This is a genomic window from Streptomyces sp. NBC_00289 (assembly GCF_041435115.1).
In the GTDB taxonomy this organism is placed as follows: domain Bacteria; phylum Actinomycetota; class Actinomycetes; order Streptomycetales; family Streptomycetaceae; genus Streptomyces.
On record NZ_CP108046.1, the window covers coordinates 9925548 to 9952031 of the forward strand.

The window sequence follows — 26484 nt, forward strand, 5'->3', positions numbered from 1 at the left end:
CTGCCCGCCCACGAACCCGGAAGACGTTGGAGACCCCGCACCGGACGGCCACCCGGCGATCACCGCTGCCCGCATCCCGAAGAAACCCCCGGAACCTACCCGTGATCACAATTCACACGGTGGATCGAGGCTGATGCGCCACCCCGCGTGTAATCAACACGTGGGGTGGCGCAATGTTTACAATCCCTTTTACCTATTTTATTTCCTTCATGAGATTGATATCCCATGACCATGCGCGGTTACTCACCTTCGCTGCCCCTGGCAGGCCAATGTAGGCGGGGCCGAAGTCTGTATTCTGAATAACTACGGTGCGCACTCCTCCCGTAAAAATCTGATCACCGCTCGGTGTTACGCGATGATAATACAGCCAGGGATTTCCGCTTTCTGCCGTCTCTGCCACTATCTTCTCGAAACGCATGATCAGCTCGGCTGTCTTTTCCTGTGGAGACCTGTCTCCCTTCAGGGAGGCAATGGCCTCCTTTAGACCCGCGGGCGGCGGGTGGCCAAATTCTCTATGGCCTGCCAGCTTAGCTTCTCCAGCTGCTACTGCTGCGGCTGTCGCATCATCTACGGCTGCCCCTGTTGCTGCTTTTATTGCCGGTCCGGCACCTTGGACGGCTGCTGTTTCTGCTTCTGTGAGTTCGGTGATTCCTGGGGGTAGTGGTGCTCCGGGTTGTGCGGAGATCGGTGTGGCTGGTGCTCGGTAGGAGGTGGCGGTTCCGCCGGCGAGGGTGGCTCCTGTTTCCAATGCGAGGAAGCAGGCGGCGATGTTGCTGGCGCAGGCGAGGAGAGATTGGGGGGCGAGGAGGAGTCCGAGGAGGGCGTATTGGCTGAATGCAGATTTTTGGCCTGCGCTGGCTGCTTCTTCGAGTCCGTATTCCGGGTGTTCAAATTTTTTGTAGGCGTTGGGTGTGCCGGTGGTGGCGCTTTCGGGTATGTCTGCGGCTATTTCGAGGTTGGCTCCGGTTTCGTCGCTGGTTGCGGTGTTGGCGTTGTTCCAGAGTTGTTGGGCGTTGGAGCCGCTGTTTTCTCCGGTGACGGAGTGGCTGAAGGTGGTGTCGTCGGTGGGGATGCCGTGGGTGGTGCCGGGGATGCCTTTGCCGGAGCGGTTTCCGCAGTCGCCGTCGGCGGTGGTGTAGCCGCCGGTGCAGGATTTGTAGCCGGTGGGGTCGGTGAGGTTGGTGGGGTTGTTTTCGGTGTAGGTGTAGCGGTTGAGGGCTTGGCTGGTGTGGTAGCCGGTGGTGTAGGGGTCGGGGGTGAGGAAGCGTTTGAGGGTGGGGTTGTAGATGCGGCCTTTCATGTTGATGAGGCCGAGGTCGTCGTCCATTTGGTGGCCGGTGTAGCCGTGGTGGGTGTCGCCGGTGGTGCCGGTGTAGGGGGTGGCGTCGTTTTTGGTGCGTTTGCCGAAGGGGTCGTAGTAGAAGGTGTCGCCGGTTTTGATGGTGCCGGTGGCGTCGGTGGTGGCGGTGATGCTGCCTTGGGAGTCGGTGAGGTGGTGCTGGGTTTCGGTGGTGTGGGTGGTTTCGTTGTAGACGAGTTGGGTGGTGATGCCGGCGCCGCCGGGGAGGTGGAAGACGTGTTTGACGGTTTTGGGGGTGGTGGCGGTGGCGCCGGTGGTGCGGCGTTCGTAGAGGCCGGGGAAGTGGAAGGTGACGGTGTCGGTTGAGGTCTGGGTTTCGGTGATGCGCTGGCCGTAGGCGTCGTAGCGGTAGGTGGTGGTTTTGCCGTTTTTGGTGATGGTTTTGGGCAGGTCGAAGGCGGTGTAGGTGGCGGTCTGGGTGGTGGCGGTGGCTTCGGTGACGGCTGTCTGGCGGCCTTCGCTGTCGTAGCAGAGGGTCTGGGCCGGGCCGCTGGCGGGGGTGTAGGAGGTGGCGGTGTGGGGGCCGGCGGTGGTGTCTGTGCCGCAGGTTTTCTTGTCGTAGGTGCGCTGGTCGCTGGTGTTGGTGGCCTTGTCGGTGACGCTCAGCAGGTTGCCGATGGTGTCGTAGGAGTAGGCCGCGCCGCGGGGGGTGGTGCCGCCGCCGGCGCCTTCGCCGCTCAGGGACCAGTTGGTGAGCCGGTCGAGGGTGTCGTAGGTGTAGGTGTCGGTGCGGTTGCTGTTTTGGGTGCGGGTTTCGATCTGCCCGTTGTCGAGGTAGCCGTAGCTGAACTTCTGCACGGTGCTGGGGGTGGTGCCGGGTTTGGTGACGGTGGAGTCGTGGAGCTGGCCGGTGCCGCTGTCGTAGGTGTTGTCCAGGATGAGGCTGGTGCCGATGGTCGCCTTTTCCAGGGCGAGGTTGGGCTTGCGGGAGTTGACGGTGAACAGGTTGGTGGAGGCGCCGCCGGTGATGTCGGTGATGCGCTGGAGGTAGCCGTTGTCGTTGTAGACGGATTTGACGGTGGTGCGCTCACGGCCGGGTGTCTGGGGGTAGGCCATCGTGTCGGGCCGGCCCAGGGAGTCGTAGCCGATGTCGCTGGACAGTGTGGCGTTGGTGGCTGCCGCCGAGTCGGTGATGTCCTGGCCGGCCGGACGGCCGGCGGTGTCGTAGCGGTGGGTGGTGGTGATGTTGTCGGGGCTGGTGGCGGTGGCCGGTTTGCCGATGCCGTGGGCGGCGGTGTCGAAGACGAACGTGGACGTGCCGTCCTCGGTGGTGGAGGCGATGGTGCGGCCCAGGTCGTCGTAGCCGAACACCGTCTTGTGCTGTGACGTGTCGTGGATCTCGCTGTCGATCTGCCCGGTGCCGTAGTACGAGGTCTTGGTTATTCCGGTGTCGGGGTCCTCCAGCTGGGTGCGCCGGCCGAGGATGTCGTACTGGCTGGTGGTGATGTTGTTCTTGGGGTCGGTGACCGTTCTGGGCAGCCCGAACGGGGCGTAGGTGTAGGTGGTGGTCAGGTCCTGCGCCGCAGCGGTGCCTGCCTTGAGTGTTTCGGTGACGCTGGTGGTGCGGCCGTCGACGTCACTGAGGGTGCGGGTCTTGGCCCGGTTGCCGCCCGAGCCGGCCGGCTGGAGTACTTCACTTTCGAAGAACGAGGGATAGCTGTAGGTGTTTTGCACCGGGTGGCCGGCGGTGGAGCCGGGCAGGTCGGTGCTGATCGGCCGGTCCAGGGAGTCGAAGATTGTGCTGGTCGTTCCGGCCGGGGCGGCTCCGGTGGCCTGCACCATGCGGCCCAGCAGGTCATAGCGGCTGCTGGTTTTGCTGTCGGTGTTGACATCGAAACCGGTGACGGCAGTGTTCAGGGTCCGTCCCAGCGCGTCGGTGGCAACCGTGCTGGTGCCGGCCGTCTTGGGGGTAGTACCGCTGAAGTCGACCGTGCTGGTGGTGATTTTGGTGCCGTTGGTGCCGCCCTGCGTGTCCGGCCTGGCCGCATACGAGATGGTCGTCGAGGCGCTGCCGTCCGCGTCCGAGCGCACCAGCCGGCCCAGGTCGTCATACCGGCTGGACGTCGTCACGCCGTTGGCGTCCATCGAGGCCAGCGGCACGCCGTAGGCGGGGTGGACTGCGGTCCATACGGTGGGACGGTAGGCGTCCAGATCGTGCTTGGACCACACCTGGGAGGGATAGATCTTTTCATCCGGCTGCAGTTCGCCGAACATCTTGTCGTACTCGATGCGGGACTCCTGCGTCGGCATGCCCGCGGTGGTGCTGTCACCGTCGTCGACCTTCGTGCCCCGCAGCAAGCCCTCGGTGTCGTAGCTGTAGGTCGTCGTCGAGCGCAGATCAGGATCGGTGGAGTCCTTCTCCACCCACACCGTGTCGACCTGGCCCTTGGTGTTGTAGTGGCTGTCCACCGTGCGGGTCACCGCGGTGCGGCCGGGCTCAAAGCCCGTGGTCTTCCTCTTGGTCGCCAGCCCCGGCAGCCAGGTGGTGGCATCGATCCGGTTGTCGAAGGTGGTCTCCTCGGTCACCGCAGCGCCGTGCTCGGTCAGCGTCGACACCTTGCGCAGGTTGCCGTAGGCGTCGTAACCGCCGGACTGCTCACCCGGCGTGATCAGCACCTGGCGCAGCCGCTTGAGCTGCGGATACTCCGCCGGTTCCTGCATGCCGGTCAGGTGCGAGGTCTTGATACCGTCCAGCGCACCGAAGGTCAGCCCGACCGACTGCTCCCACTCCTTGGTGGTGGAAGACGCGGGCAGGACCTGGAACACCTTCCCGCCGTGGACCTGGCGTACTTCCAGATTGTCGTTGACGGTGCGGGTGACCCGCGCGATCGCGTTGGCCGGTTTGGCGGCCAGTTCGCTCGGGCTCAGCACCGGAACAATGGTGGTGACCGTCTTGGGCGCAGTGGCCTGCGGGTAGTAGCGGCCGTCGACCTTCAGCCGGTGCGCGTACTCGGTGGTGGTCTCCATCGGACGCTGCGGATCCCACGTCCGCACCGTGCCGAATCCGAGCCAGCCGCGGCCGCGGACATCAGCGATGGGGTCTTCATAGGAGTGGAAGGTGCGCCGCAGCTGGCCGGCACTGTCGACGGTGTCGGCGAGGTGGGCGCGGGAGGCGACCTCACGCACCACCGGCATTCCCGAGCGGCGGCATACCAGCGGATACGCGCACACCGTCTGGGTGACCATGTCCGGCCGCTCGGACCACTGCAGGCCGTAGGTGACCTCGGTTGACGGCCAGGCGGTGCCCTCGTCCTTCACCGACATCATCCGGCCGGCGTCCTTGCTGCTGCCGTCCTGCATCGTCAGCCGGACATCACCGGCCGCGGTGAAGTGGACCAGGTCGATGCGGCCGTCCGCGTTGAAGTCACCCAGCTGGGTGGTCGTGCGCCCCCGGCCGGGCACCATCGTGCCGGCATTGCCCGGCACATCCGCAGCCGGACGGAACTGCCCGTCACCACGCGAGAGCTTCAGCTGCACCCCCGCCGCGGTGAGCGCGAACACATCGTCACGGCCGTCGCCGTCCGCGTCCGCGATCCGCACATCCGGCTCCTCACCGGAAGCACCGACGGGAACCTGCAGCGTGCGGCCGGAAAACTCCAGACCCCGCCCGGTGTTCCACAAAATGTTCGACGCGCCGCCGGCCTTGGGAACCATCAGCGCATCGGCCAGGCCGTCACCGTTGAAGTCACCCAGCTCCGTTGAATGCGTCTCCATCAGATGCGGCGCCACCTTGTAGCCACGCTTGCCGCCCGCATCCACAAAACCCGGCTCGGTGACCGCATTGCCGGCCGCGTCCAGACGCAGCACATACGTCTCGGTGCCGTTGCGGCACCGCTCTTCCATCGTCAGCGGCGCATCCGGCTCCTCCGCATTACGCGGAGCACCCCGCTTCTTACCCGGGAAGCCCACAATCTCATCATCCGGGCCCGGATTCAGCGGCGCATCCACCTGCGGCAGCCGCGGATTGCCCACCAGCTCCGCCCGACCGTCCCCGTCCACGTCCGTCGCCCGCACCGGGCAGCCGTAATCAAACACCGACGTCTGCGGCGCCGCGGCCGCAGCAAAACCAGAACCGGTGTTCTTCCGCACCGTGAACCCGAACGACGTGCCCGAACCATTCGCCACATTGGCCGCCGGCAGATAGTCAATCCGCCCGTCACCGTCCATGTCCGCGAACTCAAAACCATACTTGCTGCCCGCAGCCCCGCCGCCGCCATCGACGAACGTGTGCTGGTCATCATCCCACTTGTACAGCCGCATCAGATGCTGCGGAGGAAGCCCGCCCAGACTGTACTGCCCGGCCAGCTCAACCTTCCCGTCCCCGTCCGCATCCACCGGGCGCATCTGCCCCACATGCGGCAAGCCCAAAACCAGGCCCGACCCGTGATGCTCAGCCAGCGGCTCAGCAGACGACTCCGACCGCTTCCCCAGGCGCACATGATGCTCCAGCGGAAGCGACGACGTGTCCTGCACACTGCGCCCCACCTGATACACAATGTCCGACGCACCGTCACCATTCAGGTCCGCCACCTGCACAGCAGGCTTCTCATCCCGCTGCATATTCAGCACATCACCCACCGCGACGTGCTTGTCCGTGAACACCGGACCCGCATCATCACCGTAAGAGAACACCTTCGCCCGCGTAGCAGTACCCAGATAACCGGACTTCTTCACCGACCCCAACTCCAGCCGGCCTCCCGCCGATATCTGATAGTTCAGGTCGTACTGCCACACCATCTGCGGATCAACCGGATTCGGTGCAATCATCTTCACCGACGCAAGACGCTTGTTCCACGTCGACTTCACACCCCGGGCAAAGGACACCTCATCCTCAACACCCCGGTCCTCATACACAAAATCGACAGCACGCGTCGCAGCACGCCCCCCATTAGACGTGTAATCAATCCGGTCCGGAACAAACACCCCCTGCCCCGCCACCGGCTGCAGCCACGAATACGAAATCTTATTACCGTGAACATCCGACTCACTGCGCAGCAGCCACGTCACACGCCGCCCCGCACCCGAAGCGACCGTCGCCGCCGACGACACGGCCGGATCCGTCACCCGCGACGACACCTGCTGCACCACAGCCGCAGTGGAATCATCCACCTTCGCCTCAAACCGCAGCACCCGACCCGACTTCGTCGACACCACAAACGCATCCGGACCCAGCACCGTCGTATCCGGATCCACCACCTTCGACACAATCCGCGCGAACGAATCCGTCTCCGTCCGGTACTCCGCACCCTCCGCACCATACGCGGCAGAACCCGCATTCACCTGCACCAGCTTCTGCCCGTCCAGGCAATACCGGTCCGACACATCAAACGCCACACCAGCCGTCACATCATCCTGAGCCTCACTCTTCGCACACCGCGAAATCTGCGACAGCCCAGAAACCGACCAGCCACGCCCCAGCGCCCCACTGCCACCAGACGACGCATAATCCAGCGACAACGACGGAGCCATCCCCGCCCGCCCCGCCGGCACCTCCAACGGAACATGATACGTATAATCACCCGAAGCAGACACACCACCCTCACCCGGCAGATACGCCACCTTCGACGAACCCCCCGACACCGCACCACCCGGCACCGGCACATCCTTATGCCCCCCCGGCAAACCCGGCGGAACATCCGAACCCAACACCCCCGCCCGATGCCCCGGACCAACCCGCTCCCCCGCCACCACACCAGCCGGAGAAGCAGAAACCGGCACCCCCGAAAACAACGAAAACAACATCGCACACACCGTCGACAACGCCAGCCAGCCACACCTCCCCAACCCAAACACCCAACGCAAACCCACACCTCTACCCATCACAACCACCATCCACAACAAGAAGAACGAAACCAGAAAACACACAACAACAAACGGCCACGCCCGAATAGCGAGACCCGCCACCACCCCCTCAAAAAAGCCATCCCAAAAACCAAGGCAGCCCACAGACAGAGCCCCTACCCCGGAAAAGTTTCACACGGCCACCCATTCCCAGGCACACGTCGACCGCAGGCACACCAAACCCGGCAAAGACTTCTTCACCGGACCAGAGCCCGTTAAGTACACCGACTCCCTAGGAAGACCGCCTCCCGCTGTCAGTTAACGACGGTTATCCTTGCAGCCGCTAAACCCTCACACGTGAGTAGCAGATACCCGGATCCAACGAGGCGGCCACAAAGACGGGAGTGTCATGAATCAGGTGTGGATCTCCCCGAAGGAGTGAGCCTGATGAGTACGACGACTGGTCACCTGATCGAGACCGTGGAGGGCGTGTCGCTTGCCGAGGTCGGCGGTGGCGTCGAGGGTGCCGACGTGAAGTCGATGCCGGTGTCGCAGAATGGTCTGTCCAGTGAGCTGCTGGAGGAGCTGGCCGCGCTCGCGGCCGAGAAGGTCCGCGGAGAGGGACTGCGGCTGATGGGCGAGGGCGGCCTGCTGCCCGAGCTCGCTCAGCACCTGATGCAGTCCGCGCTGGAAGCAGAGATGGACCAGCACCTGGCCGACGGGGTCGGCCGCGTCGGCGGGCGCGGGTCGCGCTCGGGCGGCAACACCCGCAACGGCTACCGGAGCAAGAAGGTGATGACGGAGGTCGGCGCCGTCACGGTGCAGATCCCGCGAGACCGTCTGGGCACCTTCCAGCCCCGGCTGCTGCCCAAGTACGCCCGCCGCACTGGTGCGTTGGACGACCTGGTGATCTCGCTGACCGCAAAGGGCCTGACCTCCGGCGAGATCGTCTCCCATCTCGCCCAGACGTACGGGATGACGACAACGAAGGAGACCATCTCCACGATCACCGACAAGGCCCTGGAATCGATGGCGGAATGGCGCACCCGCCCGCTCGACGCGGTCTACCCGGTCGTCTTCATCGATGCCGTGCACGTCAAGATCCGAGACGGTCATGTCGCCAACCGGCCCATCTACGTGGCCATCGCGGTCACCGCCGACGGCTACCGCGAGATCCTCGGCCTGTGGGCCGGCGACGGCGGCGAGGGCGCCAAGTACTGGCAGACGGTGCTCACCGAGATCAAGAACAGAGGCGTCCGTGATGTGCTGATGCTGGTCTGCGACGGGCTCAGCGCCCTGCCCGACGCGGTGAACGCCGTCTGGCCCCGGACTGTGGTGCAGACTTGCGTGGTTCATCTCCTGCGCGCGAGTCTGCGGTATGCCTCACGCCGCGACTGGGCCGACGTCGCACGCGACCTCAAGCCCGTCTACACCGCTGTCAACGAGGACGAGGCCCGGGCACGGCTGACCGACTTCGACGACAAGTGGGGCAAGCGCTATCCGTCGATCGCCGGGACCTGGGAGCGGGCCTGGAGCGAATTCGTGCCCTTCCTCGGTCTGCCCGACGCGATCCGGCAGGTCGTCTACACCACGAACGCGATCGAGTCCCTCAACGCCCGCTACCGGCGCGCGGCCCAGGCCTGCGGACACTTCCCCAACGAGACCGCCGCCTTGAAACGCCTCTACCTCGCCACCCTCGCACTCGACCCCACCGGCCGCGGCCGCCAGCGCTGGAACAACCGCTGGAAAAGCGCTTTGAACGAGTTCGACGTTCTCTTCGACGGCCGCCTTACCGCCGGACGAGTGTAGGCCGACCAGCCCACCGAAAAACCTGTAGGCCAAACAGACGAACCACACCTGAATCCTGATAGACCCACAAAGACGGCCACGATGCCTGCGGTAGCCCCGCCCTCGAGCAGTCCCAGTGTTGTGCCCTAGTCGCGGTAGGGATCCAGGGTTGAGGGCTTGCGGGGTGGGCGGCGCACGACCTCCTGCCAGGTGCGGGCGCAGGCATACTTGCGCACTGTCCGGCGGTCCAGGCCGAGCTTTCGGGCCACGGCGCTGTAGCTCCGGGGCCCTGACCCCGGATGTCCGGACACGGGGTTATGCGGCTTGGGGGGAAGTGTCGTTGAGGGTTCGAAGGCGCGTTCTCGTAGGCGACAGGGGAGCGTTGTCCGAAGCGGGAGTGCCGAGGCCGCGTGTTGTAGCGGCTGGCCCAGCGGCACGCCGCGAGCCTCGCGGGGCGAGCGGTGGGCCATGCCTTCGCGCCCCCTTGAGCGTCCTTCTTTTGAGAGATGCGTTCCATCTCTCCGCGGTGGCGTGCGCTACTGCCCACGGCGCTCATGCTCCGTCTCACGCAGGTTGCTCGCATGCGTCGGCGAACGCGGCACTCGTATATTGCCCGAGTTGGCTCGGCCACCGCCAGAGTCGATGACGAGTTCCGCCCGCTTGTGGTCGGCGGTCGCCCAGCCTGCCAGGCGGCGTTAGCACAAATCTGTGACCGTCGCCAACTAGAGCGGCTTCGCGCCGCTGACCGGCAAGTAGGTTAGGTCCCCGACGTACTTGGTGTTTGGATGCTCGGCGGTGATCAGGTCCGCGGCCGTCACGTGGGCCGGGTCCCGGATCGTAGTGCGGTGCCTCTTTCGCAGGCGCAGGCCGGCGAGCCCGACGGACCGCATGACGCGGGCGACGCGCTGGTGATTGATGTTCTCGCCGTCGTTGCGGAGTTCGGCAGTGATGTGCGGGAGCCCGTAGATGCCGTTCGTCTTGAGCTGGGCCCGCAGGGCGCGCAGGAGTCCAGGAACGCCGATCCGCGTCTCGACGTCGGCGGCCGCCAGGCCGTCCACGTCCGCAGTGCCGGCGGCCCGGTTCCCCGCGACCCGGTCGAACGCCACGATCGGCGTCGCCGGGTCGTGCACGAAGTTGAACAAGTCGTCGAACCGGCGGCGCTTGTCGGCCGCCGCCCAACGATGAAGCTCGGCCTGCATCCGATACGCGCTGACGCGGCCCCACCGGGACTGCCTCCAGCGACGCGCCACCGTTCGGCACCGCATCTTTCGGCACTGCAGCCTCCAACTCTCCTTGCCTTCCGCTGCCGTCCTTCCCCGTGTGCTGGACTCTCCCCGACTCGGAGCACTGCTACGGCTCCGTCCCACCCGACCCGTTCAGCAGTCGATGCACCTATCCCGCTCCACGAACTGGAGGCCCGCCTGCGTGAGTTGAGACCGAATGGTTCCCGTGTTCACTGAGCTTCTTCAGCTTGGCACCGATCGGGTGACGGCCGTCTCCGCAAAGCTTGCCGATCACTGCAGGCCGTGCCGCGGTCAACCTTCGGCACCCATTCATCTTGGGGAGTGACCGCTGAAGAGGCTCACTGTGGTCCGCTCAGCGGAGGAGGCGTCGCGCTCCTCTTCCAGCTCGCGGATCCTCTTCCGCGTGGTGGTGAGCTCTGCTTCCACCGCGCCCAGGGTCTGGTCCGGTGCAGCCGTACGCGTCGGGGCCTGCGCTCCGTGGCGTCGTCCGTTGTCGGCCCGAATCCAGTTGCGCAATGTCTCGGTGTGTTGACCTCGAGGTCCTCCGCGACCGACTTGATCGTCGCTCCCGGCCTCGATCGATGCAACGCGACCCGCGTCCGCTTATAGACTCGGCGGGGTAGCGTTTCATAGCTATCGTGCGGGACTCCACATCGCCCGTGGGGTGGCCCCTGCCCCGTCCGCTCGCACCAGGGTTTCGCGGCTGAGGAGCCGGGCGTCTGTGCGAGGGCGTCGGTGAGCACGGCGAGGTGGTCGGCCTCGGTGTTCGACCCCGCGTTGCCCGGACGCAGGAGTAGCCAGGGCCTCGCTGGTGTTGGCGCACCGCGGCCAGAGGATGAAACCCGAACGTCTTAAAGGTGACCGCTGCCCCGGTCTTCTTCGATGCGGAATGGTGGCGTCGATATCGATGACGATCCACCCGGTCAGCCGTCAGGCTCCACATCTGCCGGCGCAAATCGGGCCCGCGTCTTTGGCACCTTTGACAGGGTGGCCACGTCGAGCGCGGCCAGCGTGCGGCGGGCGGTGGAGTCCGAGGTCATGTGCCCGGCCAACGGCCGGTGATGCTACTGAGTTGCTCGGCCTCCGAGAAGTTCGCCGCCCCCAGCGCGATCGCCGGATGCACCGGTACCCAGGCGCGGTCCCGCCAGCCGGCCGCTGCGCTGGAGGGCAGCACCCCGGCCAGCGCGTCTGTCAGCCCGGTGCGGTCCACGCACCGGCGCCCCGCCCTCAGCCCCAACGCAACAAATGCCGCCACCACACCGTTAACCTCGCGCTTTCACGAGGTGGGCTGTCCAAGAGTTGATCAGAAACACGGAAAGTGCCCTTGACCTGCAACGATAGGACTTGCTGAGGGTCCTGTTGGCTGCAAGGAAAAGAGCACTTTCCAGGTGAGAGAGCCTATCTCGTCGTACCCACATGTCCGTGTCCGGGGAGACGGTCGGCAGGTGGTCTCGCAGGCCGGTGCGGTCCTGCTGCTGGAGACGGTCCGCAAGACGGGCCTTGACCAGGCGATATCCGCAGCTCTGGCGCCGTGGCGCAAACCGCGGGCCGTCCACGATCCCGGCAAGATCCTCCTGGACGTTGCCCTGGCGGTCGCACTGGGCGGGGACTGCCTCGCGGACGTCGCGATGCTGCGGTGTGAGCCGGCCATCTTCGGCCCGGTCGCCTCCGATCCGACCGTCTCCCGCCTGATCGACACCCTCGCCGCGTCCGGCGAGAAAGCCCTGCAGGCCATCCGGTCCGCACGCTCCGAAGTCCGCCATCGTGCCTGGTCGTTGGCCGGCGAGAACGCCCCGGACGCCGACGGTCAGGTCACCGTCGACCTCGACGGCGTCCTCATGATCGCCCACTCCGACAAGCAGGACGCGGCGCCAACGTGGAAGAAGACCTACGGCCATCACCCGCTGACGGCCTTCGTCGACCACGGACCGAGCGGAACCGGAGAGCCGGTCGCCACCCTCCTCAGACCGGGAAACGCGGGCTCCAACACCGCTGCCGACCACATCACCACCGCCCAACTCGCCCTGGCCCAACTGCCCAAGCGATACCGACGAGGACGGCAGACGCTGATCCGCACGGACTCCGCCGGCGGCACCCACGACTTCGTGTCCTGGCTCGCGAAGCGGGGCCGATGGCTGTCCTACTCGGTCGGCATGACGGTCAGCAAAGCCATCCACGAACACGTGCTGAAGGTCCCCCGCCTCGGCCTGGACCCCGGCCATCGAGACCGACGGTGAGGCGCGGGACGGGGCCTGGGTCGCCGAGCTCACCGGCAAGCTCCTTAACCTCGCCGTTTCACTTGGGTACGGCTGGCTTTGGGGCGGAAACGCGAAAGTGCCTTCCTGACCTGGGACGATGAACCTTGCTGAGGGGTTCTGTCGGTCCAGGCGGAGGGCACTTTCTACGTGCAGGCTATCGGGTTGCGTCCCAAGGTCCGTGTCAGTGCCGATGGTTCGGGGGTGGTCGGGCATGCCGGGGCACGGCTGCTGGCGGATCTCGCTGATGCCCACCGGGCTGACCGCCGCATACTCCGCCGCTCTCAGGCCGCTTCGGCCGCGCGGGACCGGGCATGATCCGGGCCGGGTCGCCACCGACCTGGCGGTGATGCTCGCCGACGGCGGTGAGGCGATCGCGGATTTGGCCGCGCTGCGGGACAGGCAGGGGTGTTCGGCCCGGTCGCCTCCACGCCCACCGCTTGGCGGTTGCTCGCCGACACCGACGAGGCTGCACTCGCTTCGCTGCGAGCGGCCCGCGCCACGGCCCGGGAAGTCGCCTGGATGCAGGCCGCCGAGACCGGCGAGGGCATACCTGCTGCCCGGGCCGGCGGACGAGAACTTCCCGGCCTGGTTCTGGACCTCGACGCCACGCTGGTGACCTGCCACTCCGAGAAAGAGCAGGGCGCACCTATAAGGGCGGCTTCGGCTTCCACCCGCTGCTGTGTTTCCTCGCGAACACCGGCGAGGCCGTGTCGGGGCGGCTACGGCCCGGCAACTCCGGAGCCAACACTGCCGCCGATCACATCGCGGTGCTCGACCAGGCGCTCGCGCAGATCCCCGACGCTCACCGGCACGGCACCGACATCCTGGTCCGCGCCGACAGCGCCGGATCCGCGAAAGCCTTCCTCACCCACGTCCGCGACCTGCGGAAACGAGGAATTCGTGCCTTCTTCTCGGTCGGATACGCAATCACCGAGCCGGTCCGCCGAGCCATTCGGGCCATGCCCGACCGCCTCTGGCATCCCGCCCTGGACCAGGACGGGACACTGCGTGATGGCGCCGAGGTCGCCGAGCTGACCGGGATGGTCGACCTGGACGGCTATCCGACCGGCACCCGCATCATCGTGCGCCGGGAGCGGCCGCACCCCGGAGCCCAGCTGTCCCTGTTCGATCAGGACGAGGGCCTGCGGCATCAGGTGTTCCTCACCGACACCCCCTACTCCGGTGGTGGTTTCGCCCAGTTCCTCGAGGTCCGTCACCGCGGGCATGCCACGGTCGAGGACCACATCCGGTGCGGCAAGACCACCGGCTTCGGCCGCTTCCCCTCCCGCGGCTTCGGTGTCAACGCCGTTTGGCTCGAACTCAGCCTCGCGGCGATCGACCTGCTCGCCTGGACGCGCGTCCTGCTGCACTGCTGGACGGGGAACTGGCCACCGCCGAGCCGAAGAAGCTCCGCTACCGGCTGCTGCACGTCGCTGCCCGCCTCACCCGCGGCGGCCGACGCCTGCGCTTGCGGATATCGGCGACCTGGCCATGGAGAAACGAACTGGTCGCGGCTTTCCACCGCCTCGCCGCACTGCCCCGTCCAGCCGGCTGACCGGCAACCACCCCGCCGGCCCACGACCCGAAGGCCCCTGGAGAACCCGACCACCGCGCCGGGATTCCGCCATGCCCGAGCACCGAAATCGCGTCGGTCACCCGACAGCCGCCCCTCAGCAACGCCTCATCGCCCCAACCGAAATGCCGAGGTTAACGGCTGGCCCAAGGGCATACGGCTCATCGTCCGCAAGGAACGGCCCCATCCTGGCGCCCAGTTGAGGATCACGGACGCGGACGGCATGCGGATCACATGCTTCGCGACCAACACCACCGGCCGGCCGATCGCCGCCCTCGAGCTGCGTCACCGGCTCCGGGCACGGGCCGAGGACCGGATCCGGGCCGCCCGGGCCACCGGCCTGCGCAACCTGCCCCTGCACGACACCGCCCAGAACCGGGTCTGGATGGAGATCGTCCAGATCGCGCTCGACCTGCTGGCATGGATGCCCATGCTCGCCCTGACCGACCGGGCGAGGCTCTGGGAACCGCGTCGCTTGCGCTTTCGCCTGTTCTCCGCGGCCGGCCAGCTCATCACAACCGGTCGGCGCAGGATTCTCCGCCTCGCCCGGCACTGGCCCTGGACCGACGAGATCACCGCCGCCCTCGACGACTCGCGCTCCTGCCCGACCCCGGCTGACCAGCAACCCACCACCGTCCCCGCCAGCATCACCCGCCCCGGGCAGTGGAACCCGGCGCCCACCCGACGCGACAGCCGGGCCACCGGACTGCCCGGCATCAGCTCCGGACAACAAAAGGGTCCACCGACTCCGTCGGCGCACCCTCAAGAAAGATCGAGGTTAAGCTCAATACCAGTGACTTAGTGACCTAGCTTCGTCGGGCTTTGGTTGACGGGTTGATCGGGGCGGTGCGCCAGTGCGGGGCGATGGTCACGGCGTCTGCTGGGTCCCGGGTGGGCTGAGGCCAGGTGTAGTGCTCGTCGCGTTTGACGCCGAAGTTGGACATCTTGCGTTTGACCACGCGCGGGTTGGAGCGTCTGCGGCGGGTGGGTAACAGGCGCGCGGTGATCTCGCGGAGTCCGTCGGTGAGGGCGGCGGTCAGACGGTCAGGGGAAAGGGCCGCCTGCGCGGTGACCTGGCGTCGTGCGAGGCGGATGCTCCGGGTGAAGGAGAGCCTGTCGGGGTCGAGGCCGGCCTGCTCGGCGGCGTCGTGCATCAGGGTGCGGATGGCGTGGTGGACCAGCAGGTGTGCCCAGACCTCCTGCTCGACGCCTTCGGGTGAGCGGGAGCGCAGGACCTGGGCAGGTCCGCGTTGATGGGTCTTCAGCTCGTCCAGCGTGTTCTCGAACTCCCACCGCTGGTGGTACAGGGCGGCCAGCTCGGTGGCCGGGGCGGCATCGGGATCGAGGACCGTGGTGATCAGCCGGTAAGGGGCGTCCTGCCCGGGATCGTCCAGGGTGTACTCGATCACCCGCACCATTTCCGGGTCGGCACGCTTGCGGTGGTCTCTGGCCGCGACGATCTCTGACAAGTACGAGCCGTCGGGCAGCTCTTCGCGGACCGGCAGCACCTGGTGGCAACGGATGCGCCACAGCAGGTCCGCACCGCCGGCCGAGGCCGCCCGCCACAGCTCCAGGCCGGTGAAGCCGCGGTCGGCCAGCAGCAGATCGTCCTCGCCCAGGTGACCGAACAGCTCGCGGGCCAGCACGAGTTCGGACGTGGTGCATGGGCCGAGAGCCGCCGTGGTGATGGCGTGGGTGCCGCACTCGGCCAGCGCGACCACCCGCACCTGCGGATACGCACACCGCTGGGTGCGGTGGGTCTTCGGGCGCCCGAAGTGCGCCACGTTCTCCTGGCTGTCCGGAACGTCGAAGACTGTGCCGTCGATGGCCATCAGCCGCCACCGGCCGTAGAAGGCACCCGGTGTCGATTCCGTGGCCAACGGCCGGGCCACCGAGGCGAACAGGGCCTTCAGCGGTTCTGGACCGAGTCTCGCGCGCGCTCTCGAGATCGCCCCCGTGGTCGGTACCTGCCACGACCCCGACCAGCGCTTCGCCCAGGTCAGCCCATGCGTCAGCAGCCGAGCGACCTCTTCGTAGCCCTGGCCGGAGAACAAGCACATCGCCAGCACGAAGTAGACCACCACGCGCGGCGGCAGCAGCCGGTTACGCTGCCCGGACCTCCCGCACTGGGCCACCACCCGATCCACCAGCTCCGGCGGGAACGACCGCGTCAACAGCCCGACCGCGATGCGATCCGACAACCGCTCGTCCGTCTCCGGCTTCACCTGACCCGGCCGTGGCATCCCGGCACCTCCCCGCCACGCACCCTACCAGCCACCACCCTAAGTCACTGGTATTGAGGTTAAGCTCACGCTCGCCGCGTGATCAATCACCGCATGCTCATCTTGAGCGGGCGCTACTCATGCGGCGATTCGGTCTGCCAGTAAATATCATTCGATAGAGTAGTACGTGTCGACGGATTGCACCACCGCCACGTCCTTCGACGATAGCGGCGCTAGCTAATCTTCTGCAACTTGAAGATCAACTCACCCTCCGTTTCGCGTACAGATGCCTGACTCCCAAGCATTTTAATCAAACATTGAAGTTCACCAGCTCCAAAAAGGAGGAGTGTTGACTGGTGTGAATGCAGCTGCAGAGGTTGTCCTCGAGCAGCTTATGGCCGGATTCTTTGAAGCTGTTTCCTTTCGTGAAGGAAGTTATCCTTGCCGCGACAGACTAGTGAGAATCTTTGCAAGCGAAGGAAGGCTGATCAGGAACACTTCTGGCGTGCCAGAAGTGTCGACAGTTTCGGATTTTATCACTTCCCGGGAAACATCCATTATAACCGGCGAGTTGCTTTCGTTTAGTGAGTTCGAGGTTGCATCCAGCACCACAGTATTTGGGAATATGGCGCACCGGCTCAGTGTATATAGAAAGTCGGCTTTGACTCATTCGGGAAAAATTGAAAGTAAGGGGATTATATCTACTCAATTTTCACAAACCCGCTCTGGATGGAATATCATTTCGATGAGCTGGGACGACGAGCGGCCTGGGCTGAGTGTGCCTGAACTTTGACTACGGATTCCCGGGTGCCGGTGAGTTCGTCGTAGACCGACAGCGGCCGGCGGCCAACCTCGATCCGGGTGGCCGTGGCCCTGTTGAGCAGGGCCTGGAGCGGTCCGGTGCCCTGCCGTAGGTGGCGTCGCGCTGCGGGGGAGAAGGACGCTTCGGTGGTGGTCCGCCGGTTGTTCTCCTCGGGCAGGCCACTTCAGTGGCTCTCGTCGACGACGCGGACATCACGGCCGACAGCCCTTGCATGGACGGCCAGCAGGCTGTCATCGCCGACGGCTGCAGTGGCCGAGTGCAGGCTGATCTGCGACTTGGTGGCCCGGATCTCCACCAGCTGGCGGGGGCGGACCTTGCGTGCCGGGACCGAGTAGAGGTTGCCGTCGAAGGCGACGAGGCAGTCCTTGCCGACATGCCGCAGCTGCCGTTCGGTCACCAGATAAGGGGTGGGCTGCAGCGGCTTGAGGGCCGCGTGGTCGCGGACGGCCCGATGTCCGATGACCCCGTGGTGGGTTGCATGGGTGCGGGCGCGTCGCCGCGGCACCCAGGCCATGAACGCGTCGTCCATCCTCTCGGTGGAGGAGAAGGCCCGTCCGGCGAGCACGTGGTCGCGGACGATCAGGACCTGGCGCTCGACCCGGCCCTTGCCGGTGGGGCGGTAGGCGGCCACCAGCACGTCGATGTCGAAGTCGTAGTGGCCGGCGAAGGCGACCGCCTCCGCATGCAGCGAGACCGCTTCACCTGGCGCGACGTACGGGCGGACGACGGTCTCGGTCCGGTCGTAAACGATCGGCATCGGCACCCCGCCGTAGTGAGCGAACGCCCGCCGGTGACAGTCGAAGAAGGTCTGCAGATCCTGACTGGTGGTGAAGCAGCAGAACGGATCGCGGGAGTACGACAGGGTCATGTGGAACGAATAGACCTTCGGGATGCTCAGGTGGGCGAGAACCTTGCCCTCGTCGCCCCAGTCGACCTGGGCCTGGGCCCGGGGCACGACCTCGAAGCGGCGGTGCATGCCCGCCAACTCCCGCGGCGAGATGCCCAGTTCCTCGGCGACTCGTGGACGGGCTTCCTGCAGATAGAGAGCTTGACGCACTGGTAGTTGATGGTGGAGCCGTAGTTCTTCACCAGGCGCTCGTGCACTACCGCACCCTTGATGAGGATCTCCGCCTTCAGCATCGCGTCGATCAGCAGCGCGACCTCGTCCACCGCCTTCTTGCGTGGCCTGCCGTTCGACACCTCCTCGGCGGCGCGGCCGGGGCCTGCCCGGACAGATACATGCGGACCGGCTTCCGGTTCAGGCCCGTCTCCTTGGCGACCTCCGTCAGAGTCACCGCACCGGACTCGAACAGGGCACGGAAACGCCGCAGTTCCCACCAGCGTTGCGGGTCCAACATCATCGCCCTGCCCTCCGCCGCCCCTTACCAACCAGCAGCAGAGTGCCGAGCAACAGGACTCACCGCATCAACAAGCCGCCTTTTTCACTCGTACGTCACTGGCCGCGTTCAGGGCCCTGGCAAGATTTTCGTGAAGCGGGGCTGTGCCACCGTGCGCCGGTGACGCTCCGTCACGGGGAGTGGGACCTTCGGCGAGTGTGATGACCTCGTACGAATTGGGTCGCCGCACCTGGATGTGGTGCGGGTGGAACGGGTGTGGTCGTCGGGTGGCGTGGTCCGTATCGCTGCCCGTACCCGCGAGTTGATGGTGGCGTGTCCGGATTGCCGGTGCGAGTCGGCGCGGGTGCACAGCCGGTATTCACGCACGCTGGCCGATGTCGCCGGGGGCCGCCCGGTGCTGATCAGTTTGGCGGTGCGGCGGTTGTTTTGTGACAGTGCGGATTGCGGGCGGCGGACGTTTGCCGAGCAGGTGGAGGGGCTGACGGTGCGCTGTCAGCGTCGCAGTCCGCTGCTGCAGCATCTGGTCGAGATGGCCGGGGTGTTGCTCGCCGGCCGTGGCGGGGCCCGACTTCTGCGCATCTTGAGGACGCCGTTGTCGCGGACGAGTGTGCTGTTCCAGTTGATGCGCATGGGACTTGCGGCGGTCGCGGCACCGCGGGTGCTGGTTGTGGATGACTTTGCGTTGTACGCGGACGTCTACGGTACGTTGCTGGTGAATGCCGACACGCGGCTGCCGATCGAGTTGTGGGCCGGGCGCGATGCCGAGCAGTTGGCCTCCTGGCTGCGTGCGCATCCCGGCGTCGAGGTGGTGTGCCGGGACGGTTCGCTGGTCTACCGGCAGGGCATCGCCCAGGGAGCCCCGGACGCGGTGCAGGTCAGCGACCGTTTTCACCTGTGGCAGGGGCTGTCGAAGCGGGTTTCGGACATCGCCGCGGCCCACCGCGGCTGCCTGGCCGCCGCAGTACGTGAACCCGAACCGGCCCCACCGCCGTCGGACGAACCGTGCGAGGCGGGGCGATACTCCCGCCCTCCGTCACGCGAAGCGACTGTTCGAGACCGTCCAGGGGTACACCGGCACGGCCCGCAGTCTCAGTGCGATAGCCCGCGAGCTCGGCTTGAACCGCCGCACCGTGGCCAAGTACGCACGCGCTGCCTGTTGGCAGGAGTGCGTACGGCGCACTCCGCCCCGCCGGCCCACGAGCCTCGACCCGTATCTGGAGTATCTGAGGCAGCGGTGGGAGGAAGGCGAGCACACCGCGACCGTGCTGCACCAGGAGATTGCCGCCAAGGGCTACGGCCGCCACTACCAGCGGGTCAAGATGGCCATCGCGCCGCTACGCCGCGGTCTGCCGATCGACACACCGCGCGAGCGGCCACCATCACCCCGCCAGGTCGCCCGGTGGATCACCACCACACCGCCGAAGCGCGGCCTGCACCCCACCGAGGCACTCCGTCGGCTGCTTGAACACTGCCCGGAGCTCGACCAAACCCATCCGCGAAGACCAACTTGCGGTCGTACAGGGGATCACCACCCCCGTTCAGCTCCGGCGTCAACGAAGGCCGCATCACGGACCTGAAGCTCCAGTAACGGATTATGGCCAGCCGCCGGCATTCCGCTCCTGTGCCACCGCGTCGTCCTCATGGCCCACCTCCGACGCCACCGCCCGTGACGGAGCGTAACCGGCGCACGGTGGCACAGCCCCGCTTCACGAAAATCTTGCCAGGGCCGCGTTCAGACGTACGGCGACAACCCTGGGCTTTCCAGCGGCCTTCCGCGTGAATTTCGATGTGCGGCGGCAGGGAGCTGCCCAGCGCATCGATGTCGTCGCCCCCGGCGCTCACTATGAGCAGCATGGCTTGGGTGAACCTTTTGTGCGGGTCTGCTCTTGAGTTTCTGCGTGTTCCAGGCCGTGCGCTGTCCGGTCTGTGCCGCGCGGCAGCCCCTCTTGTTCAACGGCGGGGTTGTGCTGCTCCCGGCGGGCCTGTCTGGAGCGTCCGCTCGGTGTCTGCTGGGGCTGGTTGCTTGACTGTGATGGCGCAGGAGTGGGGGCGGGATTCCGGGGGGGTGTGGAATCCCGCCCCCATTCTTTCGGGGTGCGGCCGCGCGGAGGGACGTGCCGTGTGGCCGCACCGGCCGGCCCGGCTGTCAGGTGCGGGGCCGGAGTGTGGGGATCAGGCGGTGTTGAGCCGGGCCCAGTGGGTGGTGCCTCCGTGGGGGAGGGGACGGGTGCCATGGGCATGAGCGAGTGTGTCGACGATGGTGATGCCGCGGCCGTGCTCGTCGTGGGCGCACGAAGTGGTCCAGGCTCCCGGCTTGGCTGCGGGTCCGCCGTCGCTGACTCCCACCCATACCCTGCCGCCCGTGTGCTCGCGGTGCAGGTGCAGTGCGAGGGGCGGCTGGGCGTGTTCAATGGCGTTGGTCACCAGTTCGGAGACGATCAGTACCGCCGCGTCGGCCGGTTCGCCGTCTACCTTCCAGCCGGCCAGGATCTGATGGGCGGTGTGCCGGGCAGTGCTGACCGCTTCGGGGCGGTGCTGCAGTGCGTGGGTCACGTCGTCCACCGGCTTGCGCTGGCCCGGGATCCGCGGGGCGTGGGTGTCTTTGATGTCTGTTGCGGACCGCGGTTGGTCGGCGCTGCCGCCCGACGGACTAGTCCGGCCGGTCTGGCTGTCGCGGGTCGTGGTGGCGTACATGACGATCACTTCCGGGAGGATGGCTTCAGGACGGAAAACCGGTCCCGTTGCCGGGATCCGCTTCCCTCCACTGACAACACTCCGCCCCGGACCCGTCTGGAACCTGAGCAACCAGTACCCAAAACGGATATAACTGACTTCTGTGCGGCGCGGGGAGGACTGCGGATGCTGGCGATGCGAACCTCACATGGCGCCGGTAGCCATGGCGCATCTGCCGGCTAGTCCCATGCCCTGGGGCGGACCGCGGCCGCGGCCTGGCCCCCGCGGCCAGCTGCAGAAGTGACTGGTGCTCACTCCGCCGCACCCACACGGGCGGGGCGGATGCGACGGGGCTCACGTCAGTGCATGTACGGGTCGGCGTATGGTTCGAGGGATTGGCGCACTACCTCTTGGGCTGGCGTCATGCGGGGGCCGGGTGCGTAGTAGCGGGCGCGGGCTTTGCCGTGGGGGGTCAGCCAGCCCCGCCGCACGAGTTCGCGGATGTCGCGGATGGCCTGCTGGTCGGAGAGTTGTGCGTCCTGCTGGTAGACGGTGCGGCGCACTCGCGATCCCCAGAAGGCGGGGAGCAGGGCGTAGACGACGCGTTCGTCCAGGCCGTCGTGTTCAGCGGCCTCGGCAAGGTGGATCCAGGCGCGGGAGAGCAGGTCGGTGCGACGCTGGGCCTGCTGGGCCTGGCGGTGGTGGGCATCCAGGCAGAAGCGGATCCAGGGGTGGGTGTCGCGCTCGGGGCTCCAGCGTGGGCCACCTACCTGCTGCAGGACCTGGTAGTAGGCGTAGGTGTTCTGGCCGCGGCCGAGCCATTCCTCGATGGAGGAGAATTCCGGAGGCATCAGCGCTTCGCGGGCGAAGACCAGAGTGGACACGGCCCGGGACATGCGGCCGTTGCCGTCCTTCCACGGGTGAATGTTCACCAGGTTCAAATGGGCCATGGAGGCACGCACATGAACCGGTGCATCCAGATCGCCGTCGTTGAGCCAGTCCAGCAGTTCGCCTGTCAGGGCCGGTACCTGCTCGTGCGGCGGTGCGGTGTAGGCCGGGACCAGGGGGTCGTCGGGGCTGGTGACATACACCGGACCGTCACGCCACCGGCCGGGACGCTTGTCCAGGTGGTGGCCCTGCATCATGAACTGCAGGCCGTTGAGGAGGCCTGCGTCGTAGCGGAATTCCTCCCCGGCGCTGGCGAGGGCCTGGATATAGGTCATCGCCCGCTGATAGCCCTCCAGTTCCACGCGGGTGCGATCTGCCGTCTCGAGCGGTTCCTCGCCCGTCATCAGCGCTTCCACATCATCGACGGTGGCGGCATACCCCTCGATCGTGTTCGACCCGGCGATCGCCCGGGCGGTCAGGTTGCGCCGCAGCTGACCCGACCAGCGCGGCTGGGTGCGCAACTGATGGCGCAGCCGTATGCGCATGTTCTCGATCTCCTCAAGGACCCGGCGGTCATCAGCATCCAGTGAGGGTGTCTTGTACAGCATGACAGCATGACACCATGACATAATCATCATGTCAAGATGACGACGATGCCACGACGGCGCGGAGGGTCACTTCGCGGTGCACTGACCGGTCGCGGCTCAAGCACCTCCAAGACGCCGGTTCGGTTTCGGTGCATAGCCACGCAAGGCAGCGAGCCGGGCCGACAATGGCGGCGCCGACAGGAGCCCGAAAATCCGTTGCTGCCCGCCCCTCTGCGGCGCTGACCTTCTACTGGGCACCGCTCGCCCGACAAGTCCGGTTTGCGCGACCGGTCGACGAGCGTGGGCTTGTAGGGGGGTGCGCGGCGGTCGCCGGTGGGCTCCTTCATGCGGGCGTACCGCTTGACGGTGTTCAGGGCGACATCGAGGCGGCGGGCGCATTCGAGCAGGCCGACGCCCTGGCCGAGCAGATGGTGAACCCGCTGCCAGCGCTCGCGGGTGGTCTGCTCGCGTACGCCCTGGGGCCGGGCGGGGTTCACAGCGGTGGCCCAGCAGGCGGCGTGGGAGCGGACCTGGGACAGGACCCTGCCGCACAGGTTGGACCAGAGATGCCACCTGTCGCTGACTGCACCGCTTCAGGCGTTTGAGGGCGGCCTGCTCGTTGGGGAAGTGCCCGCAGGCCTGGGCCGGCGCCGGTAGCGGGCGTTGAGGGACTCGATGGCGTTGGTGGTGCAGACGACCTGGCGGATGGCGTCGGGCAGGCCGGGGAAGGGTACGACCTTGCTCCAGGTCCGCTGCCAGGTGCCGGCGATGGAGGGGTAGCGCTTGCCCCACGTGGCGTCGAAGTTGGCGAGCCGTTGCCGGGCCTCATCCTCGTTGACGGCGGTTACCGGTAGTTCGTTAAATCCGGCCGGTGGTGGGGATTGACGACGGGTTGGGTTGGTCGTAGGCCGGTGGTAGGAGTCAACTGCCTTGCTGGGGGCTGAAGATGACTGCTCGCCGTCCGTGTCCGCCCGCGCCGGGTCCGTTGGAGGAGTACGCGGCCCGGTTCGACGACCTCTTCTTCAGCCTGGCCCAGCGGCGGGGGTTTCGCGAATACCTGACCGGGCTGCTGGCACCGAGAGAGCGGAACAAGACGATCACCTGCCTGGCAGGGGCGGAACCGGTGGCAGGTGCAGGAATGCCAGGGGTGCAGCGGCTGCAGTTCTTCCTGTCCGAGTCGCCCTGGGAGGCCGAGCAGATCAACGACCGGCGGCTTGAGCTGCTGCACGAGGAGCCGGCGACCGCTCCGCACGACGGCGGGGTCATCGTGATCGACGATTCCGGAGACCGCAAGGACGGCACCGCGACCGCGCACGTGGGCCGGCAGTGGCTGGGCCGGCTGGGCAAGACGGACAACGGCGTCGTCACGGTGACCACGGTGTGGACCGACGGCCGCGTGTACTACCCGCTGCACGCGACTCCCTACACCCCCGCCCATCACTTCGCCCGCGGCCGGGCTGATCTGGCCTTCCGTACGAAACCGCAGCTGGCCGCCGCTCTCGCGGCCCGCGGGAAGGATGCGGGCTTCGGCTGCCGGGCAGTGGTCGCCGACTGCGCCTACTCCGTCAGCGACACCTGGTATCTCGCGCTGCGCGAGGCCGGCCTGGCCTACGTGGTCGCGTTCAAGCCGCACCGCGGCACCTGGGCTCCGGCCGACCAGCCGCACACCCCCATCGAGGCCGCGCACGCCCTGACCTGGAAGGGTGCCAGACGCCCTGGCGACTGGACGGCCGTGGAGCGTCACTTCCGCGACGGGCACACCGAGACCTGGTGGGCCGCCGATGCCCGCCTGGGCGGCTACGGTCCCGACTCGCCCTGCCGTCTGGTCGTGGCCACCACCGACCCAGCCCGGCTGCCGGAGAAGGCCACCTGGTACCTGGCCACCAACCTGCCCCACCCCGACGCACCCCACGCCGCCACCAGCCCGCATCCGCCGGCCGACCTCGCCGAGATCGTCCGCCTCTACGGCCTGCGGCCGTGGATCGAGCAGAGCTACAAACAGATCAAGGACGAACTCGGCTGGGCCGACTTCCAGGTCCGCTCCGATCGCGCCATCCGCCGCCACCAGACCCTGGTCAACTGCGCGTTCTCCTTCTGCTGGGACCAGTGGTTCAACCCACCCGGACCCCTGGATGACACCGCCCCGGACCCGTGCCCCGACGAGGGGCCAGAGAGGGGGACCAACCGAACCCCACCCACCCCAACTGCCCTGCTGGCCCAAGGCATTACGTTCGGTCCGCGCCTGGCTCACCCCCGCCACCACCCTGAACCGATGGTGGCGATCCTGGACGGACAGAGACCCACCCCCCGACCTCCAGGCCCTGATCGACGCGGTCACCACCGGACACGGCCTTGATCTCTACCTCCGGATTTAACGAACTACCGCTACTGCTGCATTCCTCATTGGATGTACACATATCGGCGTCGTAGTTGGCGGGTGGGCGGGGCTGGCCGGCCCCAGATCCAGGGGCGGGCTCGGGCGTTGAGTTGCCGGGTGGCCACGGCTGTGGCCTGGGTGATGTCGTCGGGGTTGGCGAAGGACCGTCCGGCCAGGGCGGTCTTGCGGAAGATCCGCCACCAGCCTTCCTGCAGGTTCAGCCAGCAGGCGCCGACCGGGATGAACGCGTGGTGGATGCGGGGGGGGCCTCTATGTCCTTCGTCAAGGCACCCCTGTCGGGTTTGGGGCGATTCGGTCTTGCTGTGGTCATGCGGCGAGCTCGACGACCGCGGGCGTGCGGGACTCGTAGAAGGTGCCGTCTCGGAGCATGGCGAACAGGACGCTGATGCGTTGGCGGGCGAGGCGGAGGAGGGCCTGGGTGTGGGTTTTACCGCGGGCGCGTTGCTTGTCGTAGTAGGCGCGGGAGGCGGGATCGGCGTTCATGCAGGCGAAGGCGGAGAGGAACATGGCGCGTTTGAGCTGCCGGTTTCCGCCTCTGGGTGCGTGTTCGCCGTGGATCGAGGTCCCGGACGACCTGGTCGCGGGGGCGAGTCCGGCGTAGGAGGCGAGGTGGGCGGCGGTGGGGAAGCTGGTGCCGTCGCCGACGGTGACCAGCAGGACGGCGGCGGTCCTGACGCCGACTCCCGGCATCGACGTCAGGACCGGGGAAAGAGGGTGAGCCTCCAGCAGGGCGTTGATCTGCGTCTCCAGGGCCCGGCGCTGTGCGTGGACAGCGGCGAGCGATGCGGCCAGGGAGGGAATCACGATGTCGAGGGTGCCGGTGCCGGGCACGATCACAGTCTGTTCATCGAGCGCGGCGAAGACATCGTCGATCAGCCGGGCGGCCATGCGCGGGGCCTTGGGCCGGATCAGTTCGACGAGTCTGCGGCGGCCGGCTTTGCGCAGGGCGGCCGGGGAGCCGTAGCGCTCCAGCAGCCAGGTGACGGCCTGGTGGTCGAGGCGAGGGCCCAGCACGCGTTCCAGGCTGGGGTGGAACTGGGTGAGCAGGCCGCGTATCCGGTTGGACGTGCGGGTGGCCTCGGCCGCGAGGTCCTGGTCGAAGCCGACGAGGACCGTGAGTTCGGCGGTGATCTCGTCGGTGAGTTCCAGCGAGCGCAGGGTGTGCGGCATGGTGCGGGCCGCGTCCGCGATCACGGCGGCGTCCTTGGCGTCGGTCTTGGCCTCGCCCGGATACAGGTCGGCGATCCGCCGCATTGCGAGTCCGGGCAGGTAGGCGACCTTGCAGCCCGCGTCGCGGGCGACCGTGAGCGGGAGGGCTCCGATGGATGCGGGCTGGTCCACGACTACCAGTACGGTGCCGAACTTCGCGGCCAGTTTGTCGAACACGGCCCGCAGTTTCGGCTCGCTGTTGGGCAGCTGCTTGTCGAAGACCTTCTTGCCGGCCGGAGTGAGCCCGTGGCCGTGGTGAGCGGTCTTGCCGACGTCCAGGCCGAGGAACACGCCCACGTCTTCGGTGTCGAACATCGCGCCC

Annotated in this window: 11 protein-coding genes and 7 pseudogenes; 8 read left to right on the forward strand and 10 right to left on the reverse strand. The window is 66.9% G+C overall.

Going from position 1 to position 26484, the window contains the following annotated elements; translation table 11 throughout:
* Window positions 1-193 precede the first annotated feature (193 nt).
* Entirely contained in the window at window positions 194-7192 is a 6999-nt protein-coding gene (locus tag OG985_RS45035; protein ID WP_371674157.1) for an FG-GAP-like repeat-containing protein, read from the reverse strand.
* A gap of 489 nt (window positions 7193-7681) precedes the next feature.
* Here OG985_RS45035 and OG985_RS45040 point away from each other — a divergent pair, with 489 nt between their 5' ends.
* Window positions 7682-8950: an IS256 family transposase gene (locus OG985_RS45040; protein WP_331718661.1), complete on the forward strand. Its 1269-nt coding sequence runs from the start codon at window positions 7682-7684 to the stop codon at window positions 8948-8950.
* Window positions 8951-9651: 701 nt separating this feature from the next.
* Here the strand turns inward: OG985_RS45040 and OG985_RS45045 are convergent.
* Entirely contained in the window at window positions 9652-10128 is a 477-nt protein-coding gene (locus tag OG985_RS45045; protein WP_371674158.1) for an IS3 family transposase, read from the reverse strand.
* A gap of 1081 nt (window positions 10129-11209) precedes the next feature.
* Window positions 11210-11383 (reverse strand): hypothetical protein, encoded by a 174-nt coding sequence (locus OG985_RS45050; RefSeq protein WP_371674159.1) that lies wholly within the window; start codon window positions 11381-11383, stop codon window positions 11210-11212.
* 178 nt (window positions 11384-11561) lie between these two features.
* Here OG985_RS45050 and OG985_RS45055 point away from each other — a divergent pair.
* The 3 pseudogenes from OG985_RS45055 to OG985_RS45065 all read left to right on the forward strand — a co-directional run.
* Window positions 11562-12459: pseudogene (locus tag OG985_RS45055) on the forward strand (IS1380 family transposase); the annotation flags it as partial.
* Window positions 12460-12548: 89 nt separating this feature from the next.
* A pseudogene (locus OG985_RS45060) lies at window positions 12549-13986 on the forward strand (IS1380 family transposase).
* Window positions 13987-14137: 151 nt separating this feature from the next.
* Window positions 14138-14622, forward strand: a pseudogene (locus OG985_RS45065) (transposase); the annotation flags it as partial.
* Window positions 14623-15050: 428 nt separating this feature from the next.
* Here the strand turns inward: OG985_RS45065 and OG985_RS45070 are convergent.
* Window positions 15051-16247 (reverse strand): annotated as a pseudogene (locus OG985_RS45070) (IS4 family transposase); the annotation flags it as partial.
* A gap of 337 nt (window positions 16248-16584) precedes the next feature.
* Here OG985_RS45070 and OG985_RS45075 point away from each other — a divergent pair.
* Window positions 16585-17019 (forward strand): hypothetical protein, encoded by a 435-nt coding sequence (locus OG985_RS45075; RefSeq protein ID WP_371674160.1) that lies wholly within the window; start codon window positions 16585-16587, stop codon window positions 17017-17019.
* A gap of 193 nt (window positions 17020-17212) precedes the next feature.
* Here OG985_RS45075 and OG985_RS45080 read toward each other — a convergent pair whose 3' ends face one another.
* Window positions 17213-18106, reverse strand: coding sequence for a DDE-type integrase/transposase/recombinase (locus OG985_RS45080; RefSeq protein ID WP_371674161.1), 894 nt, complete (start codon window positions 18104-18106; stop codon window positions 17213-17215).
* Between the two features lie 605 nt (window positions 18107-18711).
* Here OG985_RS45080 and OG985_RS45085 point away from each other — a divergent pair.
* Together OG985_RS45085 and OG985_RS45090 are read left to right on the forward strand one after the other, a co-directional pair.
* Window positions 18712-19275: pseudogene (locus OG985_RS45085) on the forward strand (transposase family protein); the annotation flags it as partial.
* A 247-nt stretch (window positions 19276-19522) separates the two neighbouring features.
* Window positions 19523-19984 (forward strand): hypothetical protein, encoded by a 462-nt coding sequence (locus OG985_RS45090; RefSeq protein ID WP_371674716.1) that lies wholly within the window; start codon window positions 19523-19525, stop codon window positions 19982-19984.
* Between the two features lie 595 nt (window positions 19985-20579).
* Here the strand turns inward: OG985_RS45090 and OG985_RS45095 are convergent.
* The 4 genes and pseudogenes from OG985_RS45095 to OG985_RS45110 form a co-directional block, all read right to left on the reverse strand.
* Window positions 20580-21101 (reverse strand): ATP-binding protein, encoded by a 522-nt coding sequence (locus OG985_RS45095; protein ID WP_371674251.1) that lies wholly within the window; start codon window positions 21099-21101, stop codon window positions 20580-20582.
* A gap of 338 nt (window positions 21102-21439) precedes the next feature.
* Window positions 21440-22576 carry a Fic family protein gene (locus OG985_RS45100; RefSeq protein WP_371666763.1) on the reverse strand — a complete coding sequence of 379 codons (1137 nt, stop codon included), beginning with the start codon at window positions 22574-22576 and terminating at the stop codon, window positions 21440-21442.
* A gap of 257 nt (window positions 22577-22833) precedes the next feature.
* Window positions 22834-23139, reverse strand: a pseudogene (locus OG985_RS45105) (ISL3 family transposase); the annotation flags it as partial.
* Between the two features lie 9 nt (window positions 23140-23148).
* Window positions 23149-23382 (reverse strand): annotated as a pseudogene (locus OG985_RS45110) (transposase); the annotation flags it as partial.
* A 119-nt stretch (window positions 23383-23501) separates the two neighbouring features.
* On the opposite strand from OG985_RS45110, the gene OG985_RS45115 reads away from it, so the two are divergent.
* Window positions 23502-24911, forward strand: a complete 1410-nt coding sequence (locus tag OG985_RS45115; protein ID WP_371666762.1) for an IS701 family transposase — start codon at window positions 23502-23504, stop codon at window positions 24909-24911.
* Between the two features lie 348 nt (window positions 24912-25259).
* Here the strand turns inward: OG985_RS45115 and OG985_RS45120 are convergent, their stop codons facing one another.
* Window positions 25260-26477, reverse strand: coding sequence for an IS110 family transposase (locus OG985_RS45120; RefSeq protein WP_371666761.1), 1218 nt, complete (start codon window positions 26475-26477; stop codon window positions 25260-25262).
* Window positions 26478-26484 lie beyond the last annotated feature (7 nt).

What these genes read in the sequence shown, in the direction of transcription:
- OG985_RS45100 (WP_371666763.1), bottom strand. Translation starts at nt 22,576, where the DNA reads ATGCTGTACAAGACACCCTCACTGGATGCTGATGACCGCCGGGTCCTT.
- OG985_RS45045 (WP_371674158.1), bottom strand. Translation starts at nt 10,128, where the DNA reads ATGCAGGCCGAGCTTCATCGTTGGGCGGCGGCCGACAAGCGCCGCCGG.
- OG985_RS45095 (WP_371674251.1), bottom strand. Translation starts at nt 21,101, where the DNA reads ATGTACGCCACCACGACCCGCGACAGCCAGACCGGCCGGACTAGTCCG.
- OG985_RS45120 (WP_371666761.1), bottom strand. Translation starts at nt 26,477, where the DNA reads ATGTTCGACACCGAAGACGTGGGCGTGTTCCTCGGCCTGGACGTCGGC.
- OG985_RS45035 (WP_371674157.1), bottom strand. Translation starts at nt 7,192, where the DNA reads ATGGTGGTTGTGATGGGTAGAGGTGTGGGTTTGCGTTGGGTGTTTGGG.
- OG985_RS45115 (WP_371666762.1), top strand. Translation starts at nt 23,502, where the DNA reads ATGACTGCTCGCCGTCCGTGTCCGCCCGCGCCGGGTCCGTTGGAGGAG.
- OG985_RS45040 (WP_331718661.1), top strand. Translation starts at nt 7,682, where the DNA reads ATGCCGGTGTCGCAGAATGGTCTGTCCAGTGAGCTGCTGGAGGAGCTG.